Source organism: Sphingomonas sp. HT-1, from assembly GCF_048568905.1.
In the GTDB taxonomy this organism is placed as follows: domain Bacteria; phylum Pseudomonadota; class Alphaproteobacteria; order Sphingomonadales; family Sphingomonadaceae; genus Sphingomonas.
In genome coordinates this window covers 2,365,297-2,389,309 of sequence record NZ_CP183770.1, presented here as the reverse complement: position 1 = coordinate 2,389,309, position 24,013 = coordinate 2,365,297, and the positions used below count along the sequence as shown (strand labels likewise).

Annotated in this window: 20 protein-coding genes; 8 read left to right on the top strand and 12 right to left on the bottom strand. The window is 67.7% G+C overall.

The window, feature by feature from the left end:
* Nucleotides 1–5: 5 nt before the first annotated feature.
* Together ACNFJ7_RS11060 and ACNFJ7_RS11055 are read right to left on the bottom strand one after the other, a co-directional pair.
* Nucleotides 6–680 carry a DsbA family protein gene (locus ACNFJ7_RS11060; protein ID WP_236704392.1) on the bottom strand — a complete coding sequence of 225 codons (675 nt, stop codon included), beginning with the start codon at nucleotides 678–680 and terminating at the stop codon, nucleotides 6–8.
* Between the two features lie 25 nt (nucleotides 681–705).
* Nucleotides 706–1,239 carry a DUF721 domain-containing protein gene (locus ACNFJ7_RS11055; RefSeq protein ID WP_019368304.1) on the bottom strand — a complete coding sequence of 178 codons (534 nt, stop codon included), beginning with the start codon at nucleotides 1,237–1,239 and terminating at the stop codon, nucleotides 706–708.
* Between the two features lie 28 nt (nucleotides 1,240–1,267).
* Here ACNFJ7_RS11055 and ACNFJ7_RS11050 point away from each other — a divergent pair, with 28 nt between their 5' ends.
* The 3 genes from ACNFJ7_RS11050 to nudC are packed head-to-tail and all read left to right on the top strand — an operon-like array spanning nucleotide 1,268 to nucleotide 4,445.
* On the top strand, nucleotides 1,268–2,311 hold the full coding sequence (locus ACNFJ7_RS11050) for an A/G-specific adenine glycosylase (protein ID WP_019368305.1): 1,044 nt from the start codon (nucleotides 1,268–1,270) through the stop codon (nucleotides 2,309–2,311).
* On the top strand, nucleotides 2,308–3,579 hold the full coding sequence (locus ACNFJ7_RS11045) for a serine hydrolase domain-containing protein (RefSeq protein ID WP_019368306.1): 1,272 nt from the start codon (nucleotides 2,308–2,310) through the stop codon (nucleotides 3,577–3,579). Before ACNFJ7_RS11050 ends, ACNFJ7_RS11045 begins: the two co-directional genes overlap by 4 nt.
* Complete coding sequence (gene nudC, locus ACNFJ7_RS11040) at nucleotides 3,576–4,445, top strand: NAD(+) diphosphatase (RefSeq protein WP_019368307.1); 870 nt, start codon at nucleotides 3,576–3,578, stop codon at nucleotides 4,443–4,445. Before ACNFJ7_RS11045 ends, nudC begins: the two co-directional genes overlap by 4 nt.
* 83 nt (nucleotides 4,446–4,528) lie before the next feature.
* Here nudC and ACNFJ7_RS11035 read toward each other — a convergent pair whose 3' ends face one another.
* Complete coding sequence (locus ACNFJ7_RS11035; protein ID WP_019368308.1) at nucleotides 4,529–5,419, bottom strand: prephenate dehydratase; 891 nt, start codon at nucleotides 5,417–5,419, stop codon at nucleotides 4,529–4,531.
* Between the two features lie 102 nt (nucleotides 5,420–5,521).
* Between ACNFJ7_RS11035 and ACNFJ7_RS11030 the strand changes: the two genes are divergently transcribed.
* On the top strand, nucleotides 5,522–6,199 hold the full coding sequence (locus tag ACNFJ7_RS11030; protein WP_019368309.1) for a c-type cytochrome: 678 nt from the start codon (nucleotides 5,522–5,524) through the stop codon (nucleotides 6,197–6,199).
* 170 nt (nucleotides 6,200–6,369) lie between these two features.
* A complete protein-coding gene (locus tag ACNFJ7_RS11025) occupies nucleotides 6,370–7,647 on the top strand; it encodes a YceI family protein (protein ID WP_019368310.1) in 1,278 nt (425 codons plus the stop codon).
* A gap of 6 nt (nucleotides 7,648–7,653) precedes the next feature.
* Here the strand turns inward: ACNFJ7_RS11025 and ACNFJ7_RS11020 are convergent, their stop codons facing one another.
* From ACNFJ7_RS11020 to ACNFJ7_RS11010, 3 genes are read right to left on the bottom strand one after another with little or no spacing between them, the layout of a single operon-like run.
* Nucleotides 7,654–9,087, bottom strand: coding sequence for an efflux transporter outer membrane subunit (locus ACNFJ7_RS11020; RefSeq protein ID WP_019368311.1), 1,434 nt, complete (start codon nucleotides 9,085–9,087; stop codon nucleotides 7,654–7,656).
* On the bottom strand, nucleotides 9,084–12,254 hold the full coding sequence (locus tag ACNFJ7_RS11015) for an efflux RND transporter permease subunit (RefSeq protein ID WP_019368312.1): 3,171 nt from the start codon (nucleotides 12,252–12,254) through the stop codon (nucleotides 9,084–9,086). Before ACNFJ7_RS11015 ends, ACNFJ7_RS11020 begins: the two co-directional genes overlap by 4 nt.
* On the bottom strand, nucleotides 12,251–13,489 hold the full coding sequence (locus ACNFJ7_RS11010; protein ID WP_236704393.1) for an efflux RND transporter periplasmic adaptor subunit: 1,239 nt from the start codon (nucleotides 13,487–13,489) through the stop codon (nucleotides 12,251–12,253). The genes ACNFJ7_RS11015 and ACNFJ7_RS11010 overlap by 4 nt, the downstream gene beginning before the upstream one ends.
* A gap of 111 nt (nucleotides 13,490–13,600) precedes the next feature.
* Between ACNFJ7_RS11010 and ACNFJ7_RS11005 the strand changes: the two genes are divergently transcribed.
* Complete coding sequence (locus ACNFJ7_RS11005) at nucleotides 13,601–14,302, top strand: response regulator transcription factor (RefSeq protein WP_026008914.1); 702 nt, start codon at nucleotides 13,601–13,603, stop codon at nucleotides 14,300–14,302.
* Nucleotides 14,299–15,663, top strand: a complete 1,365-nt coding sequence (locus tag ACNFJ7_RS11000; protein ID WP_019368315.1) for a sensor histidine kinase — start codon at nucleotides 14,299–14,301, stop codon at nucleotides 15,661–15,663. Before ACNFJ7_RS11005 ends, ACNFJ7_RS11000 begins: the two co-directional genes overlap by 4 nt.
* On the opposite strand, the gene ACNFJ7_RS10995 is transcribed toward ACNFJ7_RS11000, so the two are convergent.
* From ACNFJ7_RS10995 to ACNFJ7_RS10975, 5 genes are read right to left on the bottom strand one after another with little or no spacing between them, the layout of a single operon-like run.
* Complete coding sequence (locus ACNFJ7_RS10995) at nucleotides 15,647–17,983, bottom strand: TonB-dependent receptor domain-containing protein (RefSeq protein ID WP_019368316.1); 2,337 nt, start codon at nucleotides 17,981–17,983, stop codon at nucleotides 15,647–15,649. The genes ACNFJ7_RS11000 and ACNFJ7_RS10995 overlap by 17 nt on opposite strands.
* A gap of 28 nt (nucleotides 17,984–18,011) precedes the next feature.
* Nucleotides 18,012–18,971 carry a FecR family protein gene (locus ACNFJ7_RS10990; RefSeq protein WP_037513019.1) on the bottom strand — a complete coding sequence of 320 codons (960 nt, stop codon included), beginning with the start codon at nucleotides 18,969–18,971 and terminating at the stop codon, nucleotides 18,012–18,014.
* Nucleotides 18,961–19,518, bottom strand: coding sequence for an RNA polymerase sigma factor (locus tag ACNFJ7_RS10985; protein WP_037513022.1), 558 nt, complete (start codon nucleotides 19,516–19,518; stop codon nucleotides 18,961–18,963). The genes ACNFJ7_RS10990 and ACNFJ7_RS10985 overlap by 11 nt, the downstream gene beginning before the upstream one ends.
* A gap of 23 nt (nucleotides 19,519–19,541) precedes the next feature.
* Nucleotides 19,542–20,345, bottom strand: a complete 804-nt coding sequence (locus ACNFJ7_RS10980) for a ChbG/HpnK family deacetylase (protein ID WP_019368319.1) — start codon at nucleotides 20,343–20,345, stop codon at nucleotides 19,542–19,544.
* Nucleotides 20,320–21,195, bottom strand: a complete 876-nt coding sequence (locus ACNFJ7_RS10975) for a glycosyltransferase family 2 protein (RefSeq protein WP_082664397.1) — start codon at nucleotides 21,193–21,195, stop codon at nucleotides 20,320–20,322. The genes ACNFJ7_RS10980 and ACNFJ7_RS10975 overlap by 26 nt, the downstream gene beginning before the upstream one ends.
* 208 nt (nucleotides 21,196–21,403) lie before the next feature.
* Here ACNFJ7_RS10975 and ACNFJ7_RS10970 point away from each other — a divergent pair, with 208 nt between their 5' ends.
* Nucleotides 21,404–22,225 (top strand): glutaminyl-peptide cyclotransferase, encoded by an 822-nt coding sequence (locus ACNFJ7_RS10970; protein ID WP_019368321.1) that lies wholly within the window; start codon nucleotides 21,404–21,406, stop codon nucleotides 22,223–22,225.
* 40 nt (nucleotides 22,226–22,265) lie between these two features.
* On the opposite strand, the gene ACNFJ7_RS10965 is transcribed toward ACNFJ7_RS10970, so the two are convergent.
* Entirely contained in the window at nucleotides 22,266–23,945 is a 1,680-nt protein-coding gene (locus ACNFJ7_RS10965; RefSeq protein WP_026008915.1) for a long-chain-fatty-acid--CoA ligase, read from the bottom strand.
* Nucleotides 23,946–24,013 lie beyond the last annotated feature (68 nt).

Below are 24,013 nucleotides of genomic sequence, written 5' to 3'. Positions count from 1 at the left end.
TCGGCTCAGGCGCCGGCGGCGCGCAGTTCGGGTTCGAGATAGGGCCAGCTGAAGGCGCGGGTGCGCCGGCCGTTGACGAAGAAGCTCGGGGTGCCGTCGACACCGTGAACCTTGGCGCCATCGGCATAGGTCTTGGCGATGCGGGCGCCGGCCTTGGGATCGGCAAGGCACTGGCGGGCACGCGCTTCGGGAACGCCGTGGCGCTGCATGAAGGCGATCATGCCCAGCGCTTCGGCGAAGCGCGTCGCCATCTGGCCCGGCGGCAGTTTCTGCCACGCCTTGATCTTGTCGGGCGATGTCTTTTCCAGCGCGATCATCCGCTTCTCGAATTCGGGCTGGTTGGCATAGATCGCGTCGAGCACCGGGAAGAAGCGCTGCACCGGCACGCACTGGTTCAGCAGCGCAAGGGCGAAATCGGGCGCGCCGTGCACCAGAAAGTCGCGATACTCATAGCTCACCTTGCCGGTCGCGATATATTGGTCGCGCAGCGGCTGCACGCCCTGTTCGGCGAACTGATAGCAGGTCGGGCAGGTGCGCGATCCATATTCGATCAGCTTGACCGGAGCGTTCGGATTGCCCTGGCGGTACCCACCTTCGGGCGTGGCCGCGACGGTAGCGATCCAGTTGGGCTGCGGTGCGGGGGCGGCGCCGAGCGCGAACAGCGGCACGAGCGCGAGCATCAGAAGAAGGAATCGCTGCATCATCTCAATCGATCCGGCCAAATCCGGGGGCTTCGTCCTGCGCCGCCACGCCGGCGGCGAGCGATTCAAGTACCGCGCGCAGTTCCGGATCGGCGATGCCGCGCAGGCTGTCGCCCATTGCCTGGGACAGGGGCTTCAGGCTGGGTGGCGGCGCGGGCTTGGGGGCCGGGCGCAGATCGCCGTGGCGAATCGCCAGCTTGGCGACGGCGGGATAGCCGAAAAAGCGGTTTACCCGCTCGATGATCTCGGGTGCGATATGCTGCATCATCGGCGCGAAGGCGCCTGAAACCGTGAGTGCCAGCACGCCCGCCTCGCGTTTGCCGCGCGGGAAGCGAATCGATTCTGGAGCCGAGACGCGAGCATAGCGATCGCCGACAATCTCGCCCCAGCGGCTGACGATGGCGGACTGGACGAAGCCGAACTTGCGAAAGGCGGCGCCGCCCACGTCCGGCAGCAGCTCGGACACCGCGCGCACGCGGTTCGAGCGCTGCGGCTCGGGGCGTGGCTGGCGGGTGGTGGCACGGGGGGGCTTCGTCATTGTGGCTCCCCCATGCCATAGGCGGGGCGTGCCCGACAATGTTCCTGAATCGATCGCCCCTGCACTTCTTGCCTGGTACGACGCCCATGCCCGCCGTCTGCCCTGGCGCGCGCCGCCCGGCGCCAATGTCACCGATCCCTATCGGGTCTGGCTTTCCGAGGTGATGCTCCAGCAGACGCAGGTCGCCACCGTCATCCCCTATTTCGAAACGTTCACCGCGCGCTGGCCGAGCTTCGAAGCGTTGGCCGCGGCCGAGGATGCCGACCTGATGGCCGCCTGGGCCGGGCTCGGCTATTATGCGCGGGCCCGCAATCTGCTCGCCTGCGCCCGCGAAGTGGCGCGGCTGGGCGACCTGCCCGATACCGAGGCGGGGCTGCGGTCGCTGCCCGGCATCGGCGACTATACCGCGGCTGCAATCGCTGCGATTGCCTTTGGCCGGCGGGCGGTGGTGGTCGATGCCAATGTCGAGCGGGTGGTGACGCGGCTGTTCGCGCTCGCAGAGCCCTTGCCGGGCTCGCGCCCCGCGATCCGGCGGCTGACCGACACGATCACGCCGGATGCCCGCGCCGGCGATTTCGCCCAGGCGATGATGGATCTGGGCAGCGGTATCTGCACGGTCCGCGCGCCCAAATGCCTGGTTTGCCCGATCGCGTTCGGCTGCACGGCGCGCGCGGCCGGGAATCCGGAGACCTATCCCGTCAAGGCGAAGAAGGCACCCAAGCCGCAGCGCCACGGCACGATGTTCTGGCTGGAGCGGGAAGGGCAGGTGCTGATCGTCCGTCGCCCGGACAAGGGCCTGCTCGGCGGCATGCGCGCGCTGCCCACGGGTCCCTGGGTCGAATCGCCGCCGGGCCTTGTGGATGCGCCCCTGCCCGCCGACTGGCGGATGGTGGGCGAAACGGTGCGTCACGGCTTCACGCATTTCGAGCTCGAGGTCGCGCTTGCGACTGCAACAATCAGCCGCCATGCAGTCGCACCCCCCGGCGAGTGGTGGCCGATCGGCGACATCGAGTCGGCGGGTCTGCCCACGGTTTTCGCCAAGGCGGCAAAGGCGATACGGAGATTGCGATGACGGGCAAGCGGACATTTGGACTCATCGGGGCGCTCGCGCTGCTGCAGGCTCCGATCGTGCAGGCCCAGACGGCGCCGAGCGCGGTCGACAGCTTCGCCCGGCAGACCGTCGCTTCGGGCAAGGTGCCGGGCATCGTCGTCACCTATGCCAAGGGCCAGGGGCCGATGACGGTGGTGGCCGAGGGCCGCATGGCCGAAGAGCCGAGCGCGCCCAAGGTCAACGCCGATACCTTGTGGCGCGTCTATTCGATGACCAAGCCGATCACCGGCATCGCCGCGATGATCCTGATCGAGGAAGGCAAGCTCAAGCTCGACCAGCCGATCAGCGACTTCATCCCCGCCTTCAAGGACATGAAGGTGCTGGTGGATCCCACCAAGGATCTGACCAGCCGCCCCGCGACCCGCCCGATCACCGTCCGCAACCTGCTGACGCACACGGCGGGGCTCGGCTACAACATCATCACCAAGGGCCCGTTGCTCAACGAATATAATCGCCTCGGCATCAATCCCGCGCAGGTGAGCGATTCGTTCGAAGCGACGGCGCGGCCGGCGCGTCCGGCGACGCTCGAGGAATTCGCCAACCGCACCGCCACCCTGCCGCTGATCGCCGAGCCGGGCGCCAAGTTCAGCTATTCGATCAGCCTCGACATACTCGGCCGCGTCATCGAAGTGGCGAGCGGCGTGCCGTTCGACAGCTTCGTCAACACCCGCATCCTCCAGCCGCTGAAGATGACCTCCAGCTATTGGACGGTGCCGGCCGACGAAGCGGGCCGTCTCGCCACCGAATATGCAGTGGCGGGCGCGAACCGCTTCCCGATCGATCCGGGCGCCACGTCCGTCTATCTCAAGAAGCCGAGCTTCCCCTATGGCGGGGCCGGCCTGGCCATGTCGGCGCGCGACTATGATCGCTTCCTCCACATGCTGCAGAATGGCGGCACGCTCGACGGCGTGCGCATCCTGAAGCCCGAGACGGCGGCGCTCGCCATGTCGGATCTTCTGCCTGCGGGCGTCGACAAGACGATGCTGGCGGTGATGGCGCGCGACACCGCCGTGCCGATGGGCTTCGGCGCCGGCGGATCGGTGTTCCTCGCCGATCAGCCCGGCGGCGCGGGCAAGGGCACGTTCGGCTGGTCGGGCGCGGCGGGCACCTTCGCCTGGGTCGATCCCAAGAACCAGGTGCGCGCGACGATGATGGTCAACATCCTGCTTGCCGAGCTGAACCTGAAAGTGCCGATGCGCGCCGCCGTCTACGCCGATCTCGCCAGGTGATCGCGCCCGGCTTTACCGGCGGCACGCTGGACCGAGACGATCGCGTCCGCCACGAACCCGAATTGCTGGCGGCCGCGCTCGCCGATCCGCGCGCGCGGCTGCTGGTGATGGACGGGCTGGTGCCGCAGCTGGACGAGGCGGGGCGGCTGGTCTGGACCGGCCTTGATGCCGCGAGCGAACCGCTGTTGTTCCTCGGCTTCCTGGAGGGCGAGCCGCGCTTCGTGCAGACGCTGCCGCCCGGAGCCCCGCTGCCCCCGGGCCGTCCGCCCGAGCTCTCCGCGATCCTCGACGCGTTCCGGGCGGAGGATGCCGCCAATTATGCGGCGGCGCGCAGCCTGATCGACTGGCACGCCCGCAACGGCTTCTGTTCGCGCTGCGGCACGCCGACGAACATCTTCCGCGCCGGCTGGGGACGGCTCTGCCCCCATTGCGCGACCGAGCATTATCCGCGGGTCGACCCGGTGGTGATCATGCTCGCCGAGCGTGGCGACCGGGTGCTGCTCGGCCGCCAGCCAAGCTGGCCGCCGGGCCGCTATTCGGCGCTCGCCGGCTTCCTGGAGGTGGGCGAGAGCATCGAGGACGCGGTGCGCCGCGAGACGCTGGAGGAATCGGGCGTACGGGTGGGGGCGGTGCGCTATGTCGCGAGCCAGCCCTGGCCCTTCCCGTCGCAGCTGATGATCGCGTGCATCGGTGAGGCGCTCGGCGAGGAAATCTCGATCGACGCGCACGAGCTGGAACATGCGGCCTGGTTCGATCGCGCGCAGGTGCGGCAGGCACTGGCGCGCGATCCGGGGGCGCCGTTCCTCGCGCCGCCGGGATATGCGATCGCCTATACGCTGCTAAAGGCCTGGGCCGAGGGGGTGTAGGCTCCGCCGCAATCCTCTCCCGCGAAGGCGCTGCTATCGCCTATGTCCAACATAGGCGTCATCCCGCGAAGGCGGGGTGGATCTCAGGGCCGCGCCCTGGCCTGCGGATAGGTCCCCAGCAGCCGCACCCATTTCGAGTGGAACCCCAGTTCTTCCAGCGCGCGTATCACGCCCGCGTCCTCGGGGCTGCCGACGATATCGGCATAGAACTCGGTCGCCGAGAAGCTCGCCTCGCGCTGATAGCTTTCCAGCTTGGTCATGTTGACGCCATTGGTCGCGAACCCGCCCAGCGCCTTGTAGAGCGCGGCGGGGATGTTCTTCACCTCGAAGATCAGCGACGTCATGAACGGACCCTCGCCGGTGATTCCCGGCGCGTCGCGCGAGAGCACCACGAAGCGCGTCATGTTGTGCGCCGCATCGGCAATGTCGCTGGCCAGCACGTTGAGCCCGTACAGCTCGGCCGCATGGGCCGGTGCGAGCGCGGCGACCTTGGGATCGCCCAGCTCTGCCACCATCGCCGCGGCGCCGGCCGTATCGGGATAGGCGACCTGTGCGATGCCGTGCGCCTTCAGCCAGTGGCGGCATTGGCCGAGCGCCTGGGGATGGCTCATCGCCTCGCGGATGCCGTCGATCCCGCCGATGCCCATCAGCGTGTGGCGGATGGCCAGGAAATGCTCGCCGATGATCGACAGGCCGGATTCGGGGAGAAGAAAATGAATGTCGGCGACGCGCCCGTGCAGGGAATTCTCGATCGGAATCATCGCGCGATCGGCCCGGCCTTCCTTCACCGCATCGATCGCGTCGTCGAACGAAAAGCAGGGGAGCGGCAGGGCATCGGGGAAAGCCTCGCGCACCGCGACGTGCGAATTCGCGCCCGGTGCGCCCTGGAACGCCACGGCACGATCCGGCGCGGCGGCGGCATCGGCAAGCATCCGGGCGACGATGGGGCGTGCGGGGGCGGCGAAATTCTCCATGGAGGCGCGCGCTAGCCTTCGTGCGATCGCACCGCAAGTCCGCTTGCTTTCGGGCGCGGCAGCGCTCTAAAGATGAAATCAAAGCACAGGCGGGAGCGGATAATGCAAGATCGCTTCAATACGATCGCAGGTTGGGCGTTGGCGGGGGGCATTGCGGCCCTGGGACTTTCGATCGTTAGCGCGAAGATCTTCCATTCTGAAGCGCCCGAGAAGCCCGGTTATTATGTCGAGGCAGTGGAAGAAGGCGGCGGTGGCGCCGCTGCGGCGGCACCCTTGCCGGTCCGCCTGGCGAGCGGCGATGCCGCCAAGGGCGAATCCGGGTTCAAGCAGTGCGCCTCGTGCCACACCATCACCCAGGGTGGCGCGAACGGCATCGGCCCCAATCTCTATGCCACGCTGGGCGAGCCGATTGCCCAGGGCAAGGGCGGCTTCGCCTTCTCGGACGCGCTGAAGGGCGTGGGCGGCACCTGGGATCTGGAAAAGATGGATGCCTGGCTGGCCAATCCGCGCAAGTTCGCGCCGGGTACCAAGATGACCTTTGCCGGCATTTCGGACCCGCAGCTGCGCGCTGACGTGATCCTGTATCTCAACAAGCAGGGTTCGAACCTGCCGCTTCCGGCTGCCCCTGCCGCCGGCGAGCAGGCCGACAATGCCGGGGTACAGAGCAACGGCGCCGTGGAAGGGGCGGATGTTTCGGTGAACGTCAGCCAGGCGACGCCGGCCGAAGGCGCACCCTCGCGCGACCCGCAGGCTGCGATCCAGGCCGAAAAGAAGCGCTGAGTCCGGCCGGGCTTCCTCCGCGGGTGCGTAGCCTGTCGGCACGCGGCGCCATGCCCCTTGCCGAACTTCGGGCCCTTGTGCACTGTCCTCCTGTTACGGCCCCGGCATGATTGCCGGGGGCCCGGACGGCCTGTCCGGGAGGCGCCGTATCTGTGGGGAGGTTCGTGGAAATGCGCCCGGAACGCTATAGCACCGCAGCGATCGCGCTGCATTGGGCACTCGCCCTGTTGCTGCTGTTCCAGCTCGGCCTCGGCTGGGCGCTGGAGGACCTGCCCCGCTCCACCCGGTTCGCCGCGTTCCAGTTCCACAAATCGGTGGGCATCCTGATCCTGGTGCTGTCGCTCGCCCGGCTGGCGGTGCGGCTCACGGTGCAGCGCCCGGCGGCGGCGGAAGGCAGCCCGGCGGTGCGTGCCCTGGCCAGCGCGGTGCATGTCCTGCTGTATGGCATCATGATCGTCGGGCCGATCTCGGGCTGGATCCTCGTTTCCACGGCGCGGGTAAAGCTGCCGACGTTGCTGTTCGGGTTGATTCCGCTGCCGCACCTGCCGGCCGCCATGGGGATGCACGCGCCGGCAGAGGTGATTCACGGCCTGATCGGCTGGCTGCTCGCCGGGCTTTTCGCGCTGCACGTCGCGGGGGCGCTCCGCCACCATCTGCTGCGCGACGATCTGATCGGGCGGATGATGCCCGCCGCGCTGGCGCGTCGTCCTGTGCTATCGGTGGCCGTGGTCGCGGCGCTGGCAGCATGCGCCACGGCGTTCTTCGCCGGCTCGGCCAGCTATCGCGGCGCCGGTGCTGCCGAAGCGCCGCCCGTGGTCGCCAGCCCCTCTCCGGACGCAGCGGCGACACCGGATGCCGCTCCCACGCTCTTGCCGTCATCGCCCTCGCCGTCGCCGTCGCCGTCGCCGTCGCCCAGCGTTGCGCCTGCGCCCACGCCAACGGTCCCCGGCACGGCGGTGCGGCGCTGGCGCGTGCTGCCCGGCGGAACGTTGGGGTTCCGCACGGACTATAGCGGCGAAGCGATCAACGGCCGCTTCACGCGGTGGACGGCCGATATCCAGTTCAGCCCGGAAGACCTGCCGAACTCGCGGATTGCCGTGAACATCGATCTGGCCTCGGCTGTCACCGGCGATTCGGAGCGCGACGATACGCTGCGCGGCGATGACTTTTTCGGAGTGGCGGCGCATCCCCGCGCCACCTTCACCGCGTCGCGCATCCGCAAGCAGGGGACGGGCTATGTCGCCGATGGAACGCTGGCGCTGGCCGGCGTCAGCCTGCCGGTGCCGGTACGCTTCACGCTGGTGATCGATGGCGATCGTGCGCGCGCCAGCGGATCGGCGACGGTGAAGCGCCTGGCCTTCGGTGTCGGCAAGGGGCAGTGGAGCGATGCTGCGACCATTGCCGATGCGGTCGCGGTCAGCTTCCGCTTCGACGCTGCCGCGCGCTGATCCAGGTCAGCGCGCGGTCGCCAGATCCGCGGGCGTGCTGCCCGATGCGAGGTACAATGCCACGCTGTCGCTCAGCCGCGCCGCCCTCGCCTGGACGAGTTGCACTGCACTTTGCGCCGCCGCCGAGGAGGCGTTGAGCAGCTGTAGCGTGCCGAGCGCACCCAGTTCGACCTGACGGCGGGTCAGCGTCAGTGTCCGGCTCGCGGCGGCATCGGCGCGGGCTGCGGCGTCGAGCGCCTCCGCATCGCTGCGCAGGCCGGCAATGGCATCGTCCACATCGAGAAATGCCTGCAATGCGGTGGCGCGGTACTGCGCCTTGGCGACATCCAGTGCCGCCTCGGATGCCCGCTGCTGGTGCTTCAGCTGGCCGGCATGGAAGATCGGCTGGGTGATGCCGCCGATGAGCGAGAAGAACGGATTGCCGGTTGCGAACATGTCGAGGAACTTCGTCGCCGATCCGCCTGCATTGCCGGTGAGCGTGATCGACGGCAACCGGGCGGCGATCGCCGCGCCGACATCGGCGGCCGCGCCTTTCACCTGCGCCTCGGCGGCGCGCAGGTCGGGCCGGTTGGCGACGATCTCTGCCGGCAACGCGATCGGCAGTGTTGTGGGCAGCCGAAGATCGGCCAGGTCCGGAAGCTCGACTGCGGTACCGGGGGCGTCGCCGGTCAGCGTCGCGATCAGGCCGGCCTGGTGCTGCAACTGGCGCTCCAGCGGCGGCAGGGTAGCCTCGATCGTCGCCAGCGCGGTCTGCTGGGCGCCGACATCGGCTTCGCCGACATCGCCCAATGCCCGCCGCCGGGCGAGCAGCGCTACCAGATCGCGGTTGTCGTGGATCGCCGTCTGGGTCGCGTCGATCTGCGCCGCCAAGGCGGCGTGCTGGATCACCGCCAGCACCAGATTGGCGATGGCGCTGGCCTGCGCCGCGTGCAGCCGGTGCGCGGCCACCTCCACCGCGGCGCGCGCCGAACGCACCTTGTTGCGGCCCGCGCCGAACAGATCGACCGGATAGGCGACGGTGAGCTGCGCGGTATGCAGCGTGTACAAGCTGACGTCTTCGTCCGCGAGCGGACCGGAAAGCGTGCGCGAGATCCGGGTGCGCTGCGCCTGATAGCCGGCGTCGATCTGCGGGCCGGTGCTGCCCTGCGCCGCGCGCGCCAGTTCCTGCGCCTGGCGCAGATTGGCTTCGGCGGAGGCGAGATCGTTATTATGGGCTAGCGCTCGGGCGACCAGCGCATCGAGCCTCGCGCTGCCGAAGCTCTGCCACCAGTTCGGCAGCTGTGCCGGTCCGCCGACCAGCTGCTGCGGTGTCCCGCTTTGGGGGGTGATCGTCGCTTCTGCCCGGGCGGGCGGCAGCGGCACCGGATTGGCCAGATTGTGCGGCCCGGCGGTGCAGCCGGCGAGCAGGGCGAGCGGGAGAAAGGACTGCGGGCGCATCATGCCTGCTCCATCGGAGTGCCGTCGGCATGGTGCCGGCGAACGGTATGGCCATGGGCGCCGCGATGGCGCGAGAAGTGGAGGATCAGCGGCGGCAGCACCAGCAGGATCAACAGCGGCGCCAGCGACATGCCGCCTACCACCACCAGGGCCAGCGGCTTCTGCACCTGGCTGCCGATCCCGTTGGAAAGCGCCGCGGGCAGCAGGCCGATGGCGGCGGCGAGGCAGGTCATGATCACCGGCCGCAGGCTGTGCCGCACCGTCAGTGCCATGGCTGCGTCATGGTCCCTGTCTTCGTTCACATTCTGGTTGAAGGTGCTGACAACGAGGATGCCGTCCATCACGGCGATGCCGAACAGCGCGACGAAGCCGATCGCCGCGGAGATGCTGAACGGCGTTCCGGTCAGCGCCAGCGCCAGCACGCCGCCCACCATCGCCATTGGAATCACGCTGAAGGCGAGCAGCGTGTCGCGAACGGAGCCGAAATTGGCGAACAGCAGCACCAGGATCAGCGCCAGGCTGATCGGCACCACCACTTCCAGCCGTGCCACCGCGCTGGTCAGGTTGCCGAGCTCGCCCGCCCATTCCAGGTGATAGCCGGGCGGCAGCTGCACGTTCTTGGCGATGCGGGCCTTTGCCTCGTCGATCGCGCCGCCCAGGTCGCGTCCGCGCACGCTGAACTTGATCGGCATGTAGCGTTCCTGGTGCTCGCGATAGATGAACGATGCGCCGGTGGTGAGGTGCACCTGCGCCACTTCGGACAGCGGCACCTGGATCAGGCCGTTTCCGGTGGGTGCGGGCGCACCGATCGGGATGCGTCGGATCGCCTCCACGTCTCCTCGCTGGGTGGCATCCAGGCGGACGGTGATCGGGAAATGCCGATCCGTCGACTTCTCGTACAGGTCGCCGCTCGACTGGCCACCGATCGCAGAGGAAACGGTGGCGTTGATGTCGTCGGGCGTCAGTCCATAGCGTGCGGCCGCGGCCCGATCGATATCGATCCGCACGGTCGGCTGGCCCAGCGAATCGGAAATGCCGAGGTCGGTGATTCCCCGCACCTTCGCCATCTGCGCCTTGATCTGGTTGGCGATCGTCTCGAGCGTGGCAAGATCGGCTCCATAGATCTTCAGCGAGTTCGCGCTCTTCACGCCGGACGATGCTTCTTCCACGCCGTCCTCGATATATTGCGAGAATTCGAACTCGACGCCGGGATAGCGCGCCTGCAGCTTGGCCTGCAGCTCCGCCGTCAGCTTTTCCTTCGTCATCCCCGCCGGCCAATCTTCGGCAGGCTTCAGCGGCGTGTAGAATTCCGCGTTGAAGAAGCCGGTGGGATCGGTGCCGTCGTCCGGGCGACCATGGGTTGAGGTCACGCGATCCACTTCGGGATAGGCTGCGATGATCTTGCGGATGCCGTTGACGATAGGCTTACCTCCCTCAAGCGAAATAGAAGCCGGCAACGTCGCGCGGATGTAGAGATTGCCCTCCTCCAGATGCGGCAGGAACTCGACGCCGAGCACGCGCACCGTGCCGAACGCGCCGAGCACCAGCAGGGCAGCCAAGCCGAAGGTGAGCAGGCGATTGGTGACGGCAAAGGCGATCGCCGGCTCCAGCACCCGGCGGATCTGGCGGACCACCCAGGTATCCACTTCACGCAGCTTGTCCGGCAGCAGGAGCGCCGACAGCACCGGCGAGACGGTGAACGCCGCCAGCAGGCCGCCGGCAATGGCATAGGCATAGGTCTTCGCCATCGGACCAAAGATGTGCCCTTCGACGCCGGTCAGCGTGAACAGCGGGAGGAAGCTGGCGATGATGATCGCGGCGGCGAAGAAGATGCCGCGGCTGACGTCGCTGGAGGCGTGCAGGATTGCCGAGAAGCGGTTGGCCGGCGTCGCATGGATCCGCCCTTCGGAGATCGCATGCGATCGCTCCGCCAGCCTTCGATACACCGCTTCCACCATGATCACCGCCGCGTCGACGACCAGGCCGAAATCGAGCGCGCCGAGCGACAGCAGATTGGCCGATTCGCCCTGGATCACCAGGATCAGCACCGCGACCGAGAGCGCGAACGGAATGGTGATCGCGACGATCAGCGCGCTGCGCAGATTGCCGAGGAACAGCCATTGCAGGATGAAGATCAGCAGCACGCCCTCGAACAGATTGTGCATCACCGTGCGGGTGGTGACGGCGATCAGATCGGAGCGATCATAGATCCGCTCGATCTTCACGCCGGGCGGCAGGACGCCGCTGGCGTTGATCGTCTCGATCTCTTCCTTGACGCGGTTGATCGTCGGCAGCGATTGGGCGCCGCGCTGCATCAGCACGATGCCCATTACCACATCGTTATCCTGGCCTTCGCCAGCGATGCCCAGGCGTGGCAGGTTGCCGATGCCCACGGTGCCGACGTCGCGCAGCAGGACCGGCGACCCGCCTGCGGTGCCGACCAGCACGTTCCGAATGGCATCGACCGACTGGATCAACCCCACGCCGCGGACGATCGCCGCCTGTTCGCCGAAATTTACCGTCTGCCCGCCGACATTGGCATCGCTCTTGCCGATTGCCGTTAGCACCTGCGGCACGGTGACGCCCTGTGCGAGCAGCTTGTCGCGATCAAGGCGGACCTCGTAGGAGCGCAGCTTGCCGCCCCAGCCGGTCACGTCGATCACGCCGGGGATCCGCTTGAACCGGCGCTGCAGCACCCAATCCTGAATGGTCTTCAGGTCCATCACCGAATAGCCGCTGGGGCCGGTGAGGCGATAACGATAGATTTCGCCGATTGGGCTGGTCGGCGAGATGAGCGGTTGGGCATTGTTGGGCAGGGTGCCGAGCTGCGACAGGCGGCCGAGCACCATCTGCTGCGCCTGTTCGTGCGTCACGTCATAGCTGAACTGGATCCGCACGTCCGACAGGCCGAACAGCGAGATTGAGCGCACCGCCGTGAGGTGGGGCAGGCCGGCGATCGCCACTTCGATCGGCGTGGTGACGTTGCGCTCCATCTCCTCGGCGGAGATGCCGTCGCTCTGCGTCACCAACTCCACCATCGGCGGCACCGGATCGGGATAGGCCTCGATATTGAGATTGAGGAAGCCGAGCACGCCCGCCGCGATCATGCCGATCAGCAGGGTGAGCACGAGCATACGCTGGCGCAGCGCCAGTTCCACAAGCTTGTTCATTGATCGATGCCCGCCTCGTTAACGAACAGCGCGCCATGGGTGACGACCTGTTCTCCCGGCTTCAGGCCGCTCAGCACGCGGGTGAAGCCAGCCTCGGTCTCCCCGATGGTCACGGGCCGCCCGATCAGCAGGCCGCTCGCGTCGCGCACCCATATGCGCGCGCTATCGCCTTCATGTATCACCGCGACGGCGGGCACGAGCACGCCCGGAGCCCCGCTGCCGATCGGCTGTCGAATGGTGAAGGCAGCGAACATCTGCGGCTTCAGCGCACCATCAGGATTGGCGATGCTCGCGCGCACCGGCAGGCGATGCGTGACGGGGTCCAGTCCGGCGGCGACATTATCGATGGTGGCCGAGAAGCTGCGGCCGGGCAGCGCCGGCGTGGTGACCGTCACCTGGTCGCCGAGCCGGATGGCGGCTGCCTCACCTTCGGGCAACTGTGCGACGAGCCACACACGCGCAGGATCGGTGATCGTCATCACCGGGTTGGTTGTGCCGGTGCCGAGATACTGGCCGGGAGCGACCGCGCGGTCTGCGACGATCCCGGAAACCGGCGACGGATAGGTGATCGTAGCCGACGTGCCGCTGCCGCCGGCGTTGCCGAAGAGCGCGAGGCGATCCTGCGCGGCACGTAGAGCCGATTCGGCCTGGCGCGCGGCGGATTGGGCGGCGACGAAATCAGCTTGCGCCTGAAGATAGTCCTTCATCGCGCCGCCGGCGGTTTCGGTGATTGCCTTTTGCCGAGCGAGGTTCGCGCGGGCGAGATTCAGCGCTTCTTCCGCGCTGGCGCGCTGAGCGGCCGCGTTGCGCAGCGCGTTCCGGGCATCAACCAGATCGGGCGAGGCGAGACGCAGCAGCGGTTGGCCGCGCGTCACGCGCTGGCCGGCTTCGACGAGAACCTGCAGAACCTGGCCCGTAAAGGGCAATATGATGGGGGTGCTGTGATCACCATCGGGCAGGATCGATCCGCTGGCGCGCACCAGCTCCGCATTTGCGCCGGCGCGAGCAACGGCGAAACCCATCTGGCCGAGCTGCTCTGCGGAAGGGCGGAAGCTGCCGGGGGGCAGCTTGGCTTCGGGCACCGGCTTGGGCGCCAGCATCGCCTGTACACTCAACACGGCAATCCCGATCACGATTACCGCGGCCACGATCGCCGCGAGCAGCAGCAGCTGGGCCCGCGGGAGGAGGCGGGGGGTGGCGGGCAGTTCCGTGTGTTCCGCGATGTTTCCAGACACGTTTGTCCCTTCTGCGATCCTGTTTCCGGACAGTGCGAGCGCATTGCCGTTCATGGTGCGGCGCGGCATTAGAGGGTTCGGCTTACGGGGAGCTTTCAGAATGGCAGCATCGTGCGCCTGTTGATGGTGGAAGACGAACCCGCGCTGGCTACGGCGCTGGCCGAGGCTCTGCGCGGGCGGGGCATCCACAGCGATTTGGCGGGCTCGATCGAGGATGCCCGTCAGATGATCGGGACGGCGCACTATGCGGCGGTGCTGCTCGACCTTGGCCTTCCCGATGGCGACGGCCTGTCGCTGATCCGGTGGATGCGCGGGCAGCAGCAGGCCACTCCCGTGCTAGCGATCACCGCCCGCAGCGCGCTCGATGCGCGAGTCGCTGGGCTGAACGCGGGGGCGGACGACTATCTGGTAAAGCCGTTTGATATCGAGGAACTGGTCGCCCGGCTGCACGCGGTGCTTCGCCGCCAGGGGCAGCTGGTCGCCACCGAATTGCGAATCGGCAATTTGCGGTTCGACACCGTTACCGGCGATCTGGTGGTAGGCGAGCTGCCGGTGGTGCTGACCGCCCGGGAGCGCCAATTCGCGGCGCTGCTGTTGCGGCGCGCGGGACAGGTTGTCAGCAAGCAGCTTGCCGAGGACCAGCTTTACGGGCTGACCGAGCCGGTCGGCTCCAATGCGCTGGAGGTGCAGGCGCACCGGCTGCGCCGTAAGCTCGACGCGGCGGGTGCGACGGTGCGGATCGAAACGGTGCGCGGCGTGGGATATATGATCCGTGCGGTGGCCGATCCGGCGGCGGGACTTGCGCCGGCATGAAGCTGTGGCCGCGCTCGCTGATAGCGCGCATCCTGCTGCTCGAGCTGGGCGCCATCGTGATCGTCGCGGCGGTGCTGCCGATGCTGCTGACTTGGTTCCTGAAAAGCGAGGCGCACCGGATCCAGCACGAGAGCCTGACGCATCAGGCCTCCGCGATCGCCGCCAACCTGCGGGCGTACGGCAGCCGGACGGTGCTGCAGCTGCCGCACGAACTCGCCCGTATCTATGCCTCCCCCTACGACGGGCGCGCCTTCGTAGTCGTCGATGGCGCAGATCGCGTGGTCGCCGCCAGCCCGGATTTGGAGCAGTTGCCTTGGCAGGGAGCGCCGCGTGCCGATCGCAGCGCCGGCTTCCGCGCGGACGCGTTCGTCGGCATCAGCGAACCAGTGAAGTTAGGCCGCCAGCGGCTGTGGGTAATCGTGACGCAGGACCAGGCCGGGCCCGGTGCGATCCTGGACGATGTGATGCACGCCTTCGTCAAGCGGTTCGATCCGGTGCTGATCGCGGTGCTGCTGCTGCTGCCGTTGATCAACAGCCTGTTGATCACCCGGCTCGTGATCGCGGTTCGCGCGGCGTCGCAACGGGCGGAGACAATCGGTGCGCAGACGCTGGACGCGCGTCTGGAAGAACGAGGCCTGCCGCTAGAAGTCGTGCCGCTGGCGCGGGCGACCAACGACCTGCTGGCGCGGCTGCAGGCCAGCTTTCGCAACCAAGCCGAATTCGTCGCTAACGTCGCGCACGAACTGCGCACGCCGCTTGCCGCGCACCGGCTGGAACTGGATGCGGTGACCGACCCTGCGGTGCGGGGGCGGCTGCGCGAATCGGCGGATCGGCTGGCGCACGTCGTCGCCCAGCTACAGGATCTAGCAACTCTAGAGGGCGTGGCGAGCGACCAGTTCGTGACGTTCGATGCCGCTGATCTGGCGCGATCGGCGGTCGCCGAGCAGGCACCCGCCATTTTCGACGGAGGGCAAACGATCGCACTCGAGCCGCCGGCGCGGCCGGTGCGGATCCGGGGGGACCGAGTGCTCGCCGGGCTCGCGCTGGCCAATCTGATCGGCAATGCCGGGCGGCACACGCCGGCAGGCACGACAGTTCGCGTGATCGTGGCGGAGGACGGCAGCATCGCAGTGCGCGACGACGGGCCGGGTATCGCCGCGTCTGACCCCGAACAGGCCCTGCAGCGCTATTGGCGCGCCGACCGCCGCCGTTCGGATGGTGCGGGGCTGGGCCTTTCGATCGTTCGGAGGATCATGGAGGTGCACCAGGGCACGCTGGGCGTGGAGAGCCAGCCAGGCAAGGGCACCTGCTTCACGCTGCGCTTTCCGCTGGCTGCGGCGGGCGTTACCAGCCCGTCGTAATCCCGACCCGCACGTTGCGCGGGCGCAGCGGCGTAATCTGGTCGCGCGCGCTCAGGCTGAAGGGGTTGCCGAAGGCGAATTGATTGGCCCGCCGATCGGTGATGTTGTCCAGCGTGACACTGATTTCCAACTTGCGCCAGGTGATCGCGGCGAACGCGTCCGCAGTCCAGAAGCGGCCCTGGCTCACGTCGAGAAAGTCGCCTGTGCCGAGCACGGAGCGGCCGGTATAATCGCCCGACAGGCCGATCCGCGGGCGCAGCGCGCTGTGCTGCCATGCATAGGAAAGGCCGGTATGCACGGCGAGCGGCGGCGTTTCGGGGAGGCGGCGATTGTTCCGCCTAGACAAATCGGCCAGCGCGCCGCGCACCTGATTGTCGGTGAGCAGGAACGCGGCCTGCAGGCGAAGGCCGGTGAGTGGAATCCAGTCGAGATCGCTTTCCAACGCCCGAATATCGGCGTCGCCAATATTGGCGGTATAAGGCTGGCCGGCACGCGTGATCAAATCGGCCTGCACGTCGGTCCAGCGGGCAACCGAGACGCTGCCTGACCAGGCGATGCCGGTGGCGCCCGAGCGGAGCTTGCGGAAGCCGATCTCGCCCACCTGGATCGCATCCGACTTGTAGTTCGCTACGCGCCCGAGCCCCGGCGCCACCGCAAGGCCGCCCGTGCGGAAACCGCTCTGGAGGCGGGCGAACAGCGCCAAGCTAGGCCCCAGCTGCCACGACGCGGCGAGCGTGGGATCGATGCGGCGAGCCAGACGGCCCTTGAAGAAGTTTGCCGAGCGTGGCGTGGCGGAAGGATTGCCGTCCGTACGGGCGGCGGTGATGCGGCCGCCGCCGGTAAGGGCGAAGCGGCCGGTGAACGCGATCGTCGCTTCGGCAAAGGCGGAGCCCGCATTGGTCACGTTGGTGACGCCGATGATGCTGACATCACGGTCCGGAACGCGGACGGTGCGGGACAGAATGTCTCGATCACTTACCAGGCTGAATCCCGCCACCCAGCTGTTGCCGTTGGGCAGCGAGCGTGACACGCGCGCCTCCTGGCTGAGCAGGCGCTTGTCGTGATTGACGCGGTAGGTCGCCGGGTGGCCGATGATCGCCCCGCTCGGCGTGCGGGCGGTGGCGTCGAACGTCTCGCGCGTATCATATCCGACGATGCCCGATGCGGAGACGAAGCGCAGGCCGGTATCCCATTCCTTGGTGGCGACCAGCCGGCCGAACAACAGGCGATTGGTAAAGGGTTGGGCGATTAGCGTCCGGCGGGTCAGCGGTCCGTCGATCCGCTCGGCATAATTGCCGTCGCGCGCATCGATCCGCTGGCCGACACCGCTGGCATCGATCTGCCAGCCACCGCCCGCATCGGCACGCACTGCGATGCGCCCGCCGATCGTGTTCGCGCGGTTCACGTTCCGCGCGCCGCGATCGATGTCGCGAAGGAACCCGCCATCATGGACCGTGTAGCCGACAATGCGCAGCCCCGCTTCATCGCGCATGAGCGGGAGGTTGATCATGCCTGCCGCATCGAACCCGGCCGCGCCGCCGCGCGTCTGCGTCATGCCCGCCGTTGCCGCGGTGGCGACATTGTGCAAATCGACCGGGTTCGAGGTCAGGCGGATCACACCGCCGAATGCCCCGGAGCCATAGAGCGTGCCCTGCGGCCCTTCGAGCACTTCGATCGCGGCCATGTCGTACAGCCGCAGGCCGGGATCGGGTCCGGAGTAGTTGAGCTGCACATCGTCCAGATAGATGCTGGTAGGCGACTGGGTGCTGCCGTTGAAGCTGCTGTCGGCGATACCGCGGATGAACACCTTGTTGCGGCCATTGCCAAGCTGCGTGCTCTGCAGGATCGGTACCTGATGCACCGCGTCACTGAGCGTGCCCGCCGGCAGCGCGGGAGAGCCCGGCGTGCCGGGCAGGGCGGTGAGGCTGCCGGGATAGCGCAGCAGCGCGATGCGCTGCTTGCTCGCCGTGACGACGATCTCCGCGGGTGGCGGCGGGGGCGGCTGGGCTGCGGCCGGACGGGCCGGCGCGGGGCGGCTGGGCTCGCCGCCGCGCGCAGGAAGCACGCGAACGATGCGGTAGCCGCCGCCGCGGATCGCCCGGGCGCGAAAGCCGGTGCCGCGCAGCAGCTGCGCCAGCGCCTTTTCCGCGGGCATTGACCCTTGCAACTGCGGCGTGCGGATCGCGGCAAGCCCGGCTTCGGTGCTGACGATTTCCGCCCCGATCTGCTGGGCGAGGATGCGCAAGGCGGTGTCGAGCGTGGTCGCCGGCACCGACACCGCGCTGCGCTGGGCAAGCACCGGTGCGGCAGGGAAGAGCACAGGCGCGAACGCCAGCGCAAGCGCGATTCTAGAACGCGGCTGGCTGATCGCCCGACAGAATCCAACCCCCACCGTCACGCCGCCACGAAGCCCCGATCAGTTCGGCCAGATGCGGTACGTCGCGGTCTGCCTGGCCGGAAAAACGTACCAGGCCAGTAAATGGCCGTTCGGACAAACTGCCCTCCAGGGCAATGTTCAGCCCGTAAAGGCGTTTCAACGTCGCCGCAACCTCGCGCAAGGGCTGCCCTTCGAAGCCGAGCTGCCCGCGCCGCCAACCGCCGACCTGTTGCGGCGCGATCCGCATCTGCACTAGGCCGGTGCCGTCGGCGCGGGCCGAAAGGGCGTCGCCGGGGCCGAGCGTGACGGCAGCGCCGCGCGGCTGGATGCGCACGGCTCCTTCGGCGACGGCGACCTTCAACTGGCCATCGCCATGGGTGACATCAAACACCGTGCCCAGATCCTGCACCGCGACAGCGCCGACCTGCACGGTGAAGGGTCGGAGATCGTCATGGCGGACATGGAACAGCGCTTCGCCCCGTTCCAGCGATGCCGTGCGCGGATCGTTGCGATCAAGCGTGAGGCGCGTGCCGCCGCTGAGTTCGATGCGGCTGCCGTCGCCGAGAGTGACGACACGCCTTTCGCCGTCACGCGTGGCGACCTGATAGGGGGCGCTGCGCTGCGGGAGCAACGACGGCACAGCGAGCGCGGCGATGGCTGCCGCCGCGGCCGCCCCGCCCGCCGGCCAAACCCAGCGGCGCCACGACGACAGGCGGGCAGGCTCGGGTTCCGCACGCTGGGGCACGGGCGCCGGAAACGGGACCGCGGCGATCAGCCGGTCTTGCGCCGCCACGCCATCATAGGCAGCCGCGTGCGCGGGTGATTCCTCCAGCCAGGCGATAAACGCCGCCCAGACGGCTTCGTCGGCATCGGCCAGGCGCAGGTGCCAGGCAATGGCGGCGTCGATCGTGTCGGTTGCATCAGCTTCCACGGTCTGCACCCCTTTCCCTGTCCTGACGACATGCTGCGGGCCGATCCGCATCCTCCGGCTCAAGTCGATCGTGAATTTTTCGATAGGCGCGCTGCAGCAGCTTTTCGACGCCGCTGATGCTGATGCCAAGTTGCCCGGCGATTTCGCGCTGGGGCCGTTCCTCCAGGCGGAACATGCGCAGCGCGGTCGCCATGCGTTCGGGCATATCGCCGATCGCGCGTTCCACCGTCTGCCACTCGCTGCGCGCCACCGCCACCCGTTCCGGATCAGGCATGTCCACGTCGCCGGACTGCACATCGAGCCAGCCGGCATCGCGGGCACCGCGCCGGACCGTCGCGATTCGTCGATCGGTCGCCAAATTGGCAGCGACACGGTACAGGAACGCCGCCGGCTGGGCGATCGGCCGGGAGGCGAGCTGATCGATCCGCAGCCACATATCCTGCAGCGCGTCTTCGGCATCCTCGCGGTTGCCAAGGCGCGCGACCAGCAGGCGCAGCAGCATCGGCCGCTGCGCGAGGAACACTGCCTTCAGGCCGCCGTCTGCCACCAATGCGTCGATCCCGAACCGGATCAGGCGGGGAATGCCAGACCCTGTTTGGCTGCCATGTCGGCGATCGGAAGATCCTGCAAGGCTTGTGCTTCGACAATCCGCGCAGCGGCGATCCCGTCGCCCGCGCGCGTGCCGGCGCCGGGATGGCATGCCACCAGGTGCATTTCGCCGGGGTGCCGCAGAAGCTTCGGGAACAGGCTGCGATAATCGCCGGCAAAATCGTACTGGCCGGCAAAGCTGTCATTGGTGCGCAGCCCCGCCGCGCGCGCTGCCGCACCCAGGCCGCGGAATCGCCAGCTGCTGCGAAGCGCTGTGGCCGCGAAGGGCCGGCCGAGCATAGCCGTCAGCCGATCGGCGCAGTTGCGCACCCAGGCGCCGGGTGCGCGGGCGGCGCTTTCGGCCAGTACCAGATCGCGGATGCCGGGCAAGGCATGCGCCTCGTGCCGCCCGTCGACAAAGGCGGGCGGCCCGCCGGTCGCTTCGGCAAAGGCATCGAACTGCGCCGCGATCTCGCTGACCAACTCGCCAAGCGGCACCTGCCATCGGCTGGCGGCGCGCGCGAGCGGAGCGATGCTCGGCATCACGCCGTCCCGCGCGAACCGCGGCATGGTGGTCAGCGGCGCTTCGCCGGTCAGCGTCAGGTGCAGCCCCACCTCGACATGCGCGGGCAAGTCGGCAAGACGGCGGGCTTCCTCGCGCCAGCCCGGCATGCCCGCCATGCAGCTGACAGCATTCAGCTTCCCCGCCTGGGCCAGGGTTACGATCGTGCTGCTGATTTCGGGCGAAAGGGCAAATTCGTCAGCGCACAGGATGAGACGAGACAAGCGCAGGCCCTTCGTTCTGGTGGTAGCGCCGTTCGCGCATCCGGTTGCTGAGCAGGCGACGGCGCTGCAACCGGCGCGCAAGGAAGGAATAGAAGAACCAGTCGGGAGCGATGGGCGCCGCCACCGCGTAGAGCAGCCGTTCGAGCAGCGTCCAGCCGACCGAGGCGCGATCCTGCTCGCGCGGCGAGGGCATGCACCACAGCTCGCGCGAATAGCCGATCCGCCCCTTGCGCCGCATCCGATGGATCACCTCGTGATCCTCGAACACGAAGTTCCAACGCAGCGTGTCGAACCCGCCGGCTTCGCGCAATGACTGGGTGCGAAAGGCCTGGCCAGCACCCCGTGCATGGCATCGGTGTGGCAACAGCCGGGTTGCGAGCAGGAACCGGGCGGATTCAGCGAAGCGCGCGGGCTCGCTGCTATGGACCGGCACGGAATAGGCGCCGGCGACAACATGGCCCGGCTGCATCAGGATTGCCTGGGCGGTGGCAAGATAGTGGGGCGGATACAGCGTGTCCGCATCGCACGTGGCGATCCAGCGCGTTCGCACCCAGCGCAGGCCGCTGCGGAGTGCGGCGACCTTGCCGGGCGTGCGTTCGGCGATCAGCACGTAATCGAGCTGATGGGCGCGACAGGCAGCTTCGGCCACGGCGCCGCTGCCGTCGGTCGATCCGTTGTCGACCAGCACCAGCGTGAACGGCTCCGTTTGGGCAGCCAGGCTTGCGATGGTCGCCGCAAGCAGCGCGCGTTCGTTGAAGAACGGGATCAGCACGGTCCAGCCAATGTCGCGCGCAGCATGCCTGCCCCCGAAAGCGTCGAAACGCCCGTCATCGGCAAGATCGAGGTACATCGGGTCGTTTCCCATCCTAAGGCGCGCCGGGGACAGCGCCGGCCGATGCCGATGCACTTCCCCGCTCGATCCAAAGACGTCGCGTCCCCCGCCGAGCCGCACCGGCCGACGACGATTTTTCTCCGGCCGCAAAGGGTCGCTAAGGGCTTTACATGCGCGCGCCGCTCGGCTTGGTGGCGCGGCGGGCCCCTATGTGGAAGAGCGAGCGATGAAGCGTATCCTGTTGGTGATCCTGGCGGCGATCGTGCTGATCGCGGGCGGTGCCGTCGCCTATACCCAGATCCGGCCCGGCGGCGTTCCGGTGTACCGGGCGAATGTGGTGGAGACGCTGCCGCACGATCGAACGGCGTTCACCGAAGGGCTCTTTATCGACAAGGGCGTGCTGTACGAAAGCACCGGACGCGTCGGGGAATCGTTCGTCCGCAAGGTCGATCTAGCGACGGGCAAGGTGCAGCAGGAACAGGCGTTGCCCGCCCCGTATTTCGGCGAGGGCATCGTCGCCTGGGGCGACAAGCTGTACCAGCTGACCTGGCAGGACCAGACGGGCTTCGTCTACGGGCTCGACAAGTTCGAGCCGCGCGGCACCTTTTCCTATACCGGCGAAGGCTGGAGCCTGACCCGCAACGACAAGGCGATCATCATGAGCGATGGCACTCCCGTGCTCCGCTTTCTCGATCCCAGTTCCATGCAGGTTACCTCGACGCTGCGGGTGACCGCCAATGGCTGCCCGGTCGCTAATCTCAACGAGCTGGAATGGGTGGACGGCGCGATCTACGCCAATATCTGGCAGACCAACCTGATTGCGAAGATCGATCCGACGAGCGGCAAGGTGCTGAGCTTCCTGGACGTCACCGCACTGGGTCCGCAGAATCGCGGCGCGGACGACGTCGCCAACGGCATCGCCTATGACGCCGAAGGCAAGCGGCTGTTCGTCACCGGCAAGCTGTGGTCGCAGCTCTATCAGGTGCGCGAAGGCGATCGGGTGCGGGACTCGGCAGAAGCGGCCAAGCTCACCACCTGCGCCAATTAGAGCGCGTCATAATGCTTTAGCGGGACTGGCGCGGGCGCGGCTAAAGGCCGGCCCGCACCTCCGCCAGCAGATCCTTCCGGCTGAGCTTGCCGATCATCGTCTTCGGCAAGCTCTCGCGGATCACCACTTCCTTGACGCGCTCGTGCTTGCCCAGCTGCGCGTTCAGCCAGGCGCACATCTCCACAGCATCGGCATGGGCGCCTTCGTTCAGCGCGACATAGGCGTGCGGCAACTCGCCGTGATAGGCGTCGGGCAGGCCGAGGACGAGCGCCTCCTTCACCGCGGGATGGGTGTAGAGCACCGCTTCGATCTGGCTGGGGAAGACCTTGAACCCGCCGACGGCGATCATGTCCTTCAGCCGATCGACAATGCGGATATAGCCATCCTCATCGATGAGGCCGACGTCGCCGGTGCGCAGCCAGTGATCGTCGACGAAAACGCCGGCGTCCGCTTCCGGCCGGTTCCAATAGCCGCGCATGATCTGGGGCCCCTGGACGACGATCTCGCCCGGTTCGCCCGGCGGCGCAGGCTTGCGCGGATCTTCCTTGTCGACCAGGCGGACGCGGGTGCCGGCGATCGGCTGACCGATGGTGCCGGGCTTGTTGAGCCCGACATAGGGATTGGCGGAGACCACGCCCGAGCTTTCCGACAGCCCATAGCCTTCGATGATATGCGCGCCGGTCGTGCTCTCCCAGTTCAGCTTCAGCTGTTCGGGCAAAGGCGCGCCGCCCGAGATGCAGAAGCGCAGCGATGAGAAGTCGGTGGACTTCATGCCCGGTGCATCGAGCAGCGCCTGGTACATGGTCGGCACGCCGGGGAGCGAGCGGGGGCGGGTGCGGCGCAGTTCCGCCAGCACCTGCTGCGCATTGAAGCGCGGCAGCATCACGATCCGCCCGCCGGTGATTACCGTGCGGTTGAGCACGCAGGTGTTGGCGAAGACGTGGAAGAAGGGCAGCACGCCGAGCACCGAATCGTCTGCATGCCCGAGGTCGGGATCGAGCTCTGCCACCTGACGGGCATTGGCCGAAAGGTTTTGATGGGTGAGCACCGCACCCTTGGGCGTGCCAGTGGTGCCGCCGGTATATTGGATCAGCGCGACATCGCGGTCGGGATCGATGGCATGGGCCTGGCACTCGCCCGTATTGGCGATCAGCTTCGAAAAGGCGAGGATGCGCGGGTCGTGCGGCCGGACGGCGACTTCGCTGCCCCGGAACAGCTGATAGAATAGCGACTTGGCCGTCGGCAGCGCACCGGCGACCGAGCCGACTACCAGCCGTTCAAGCCCGCTTTTCTCGAGCACTTTCAGCGCAGTGGGCAACAGGGCGGTGGCCGACAAGGTGAACAGCAGCCGGGTGCCCGAATCGGCGACCTGCGCGGCCAGTTCCTCAACCGAATAAAGCGGGGAGAAATTCACCACCGTCGCGCCGAGCTTGAGAATGCCGTAATAGGCAGCGACGTAATGCGGCACGTTGGGCAGGAACAGGCCGATCCGGTCGCCCGGGCCATAGCCCAGCGCTCGCAACCCGCAAGCTACCCGGTCGGCGCCGCCGCGTACCTCGCCATAGCTGTAGATGCGACCCATGAAATCGAGCAGCGGGGCCTGCGGATGGGCATTCGCGCTCTCCTCGAAAAGGTCTACCATGGACCGCGGCGCGTAGCTGCGATCCCACTCTCCTGGATGCCGATAAGCGGTCTTCCAGACCTGTTCGGACTCTATCATTGACACCAGTGTAAGCAGGCCGCCGGGGCCATGCAAGCACGGTTTTGTGCGTATTTTACAGTCGAAAA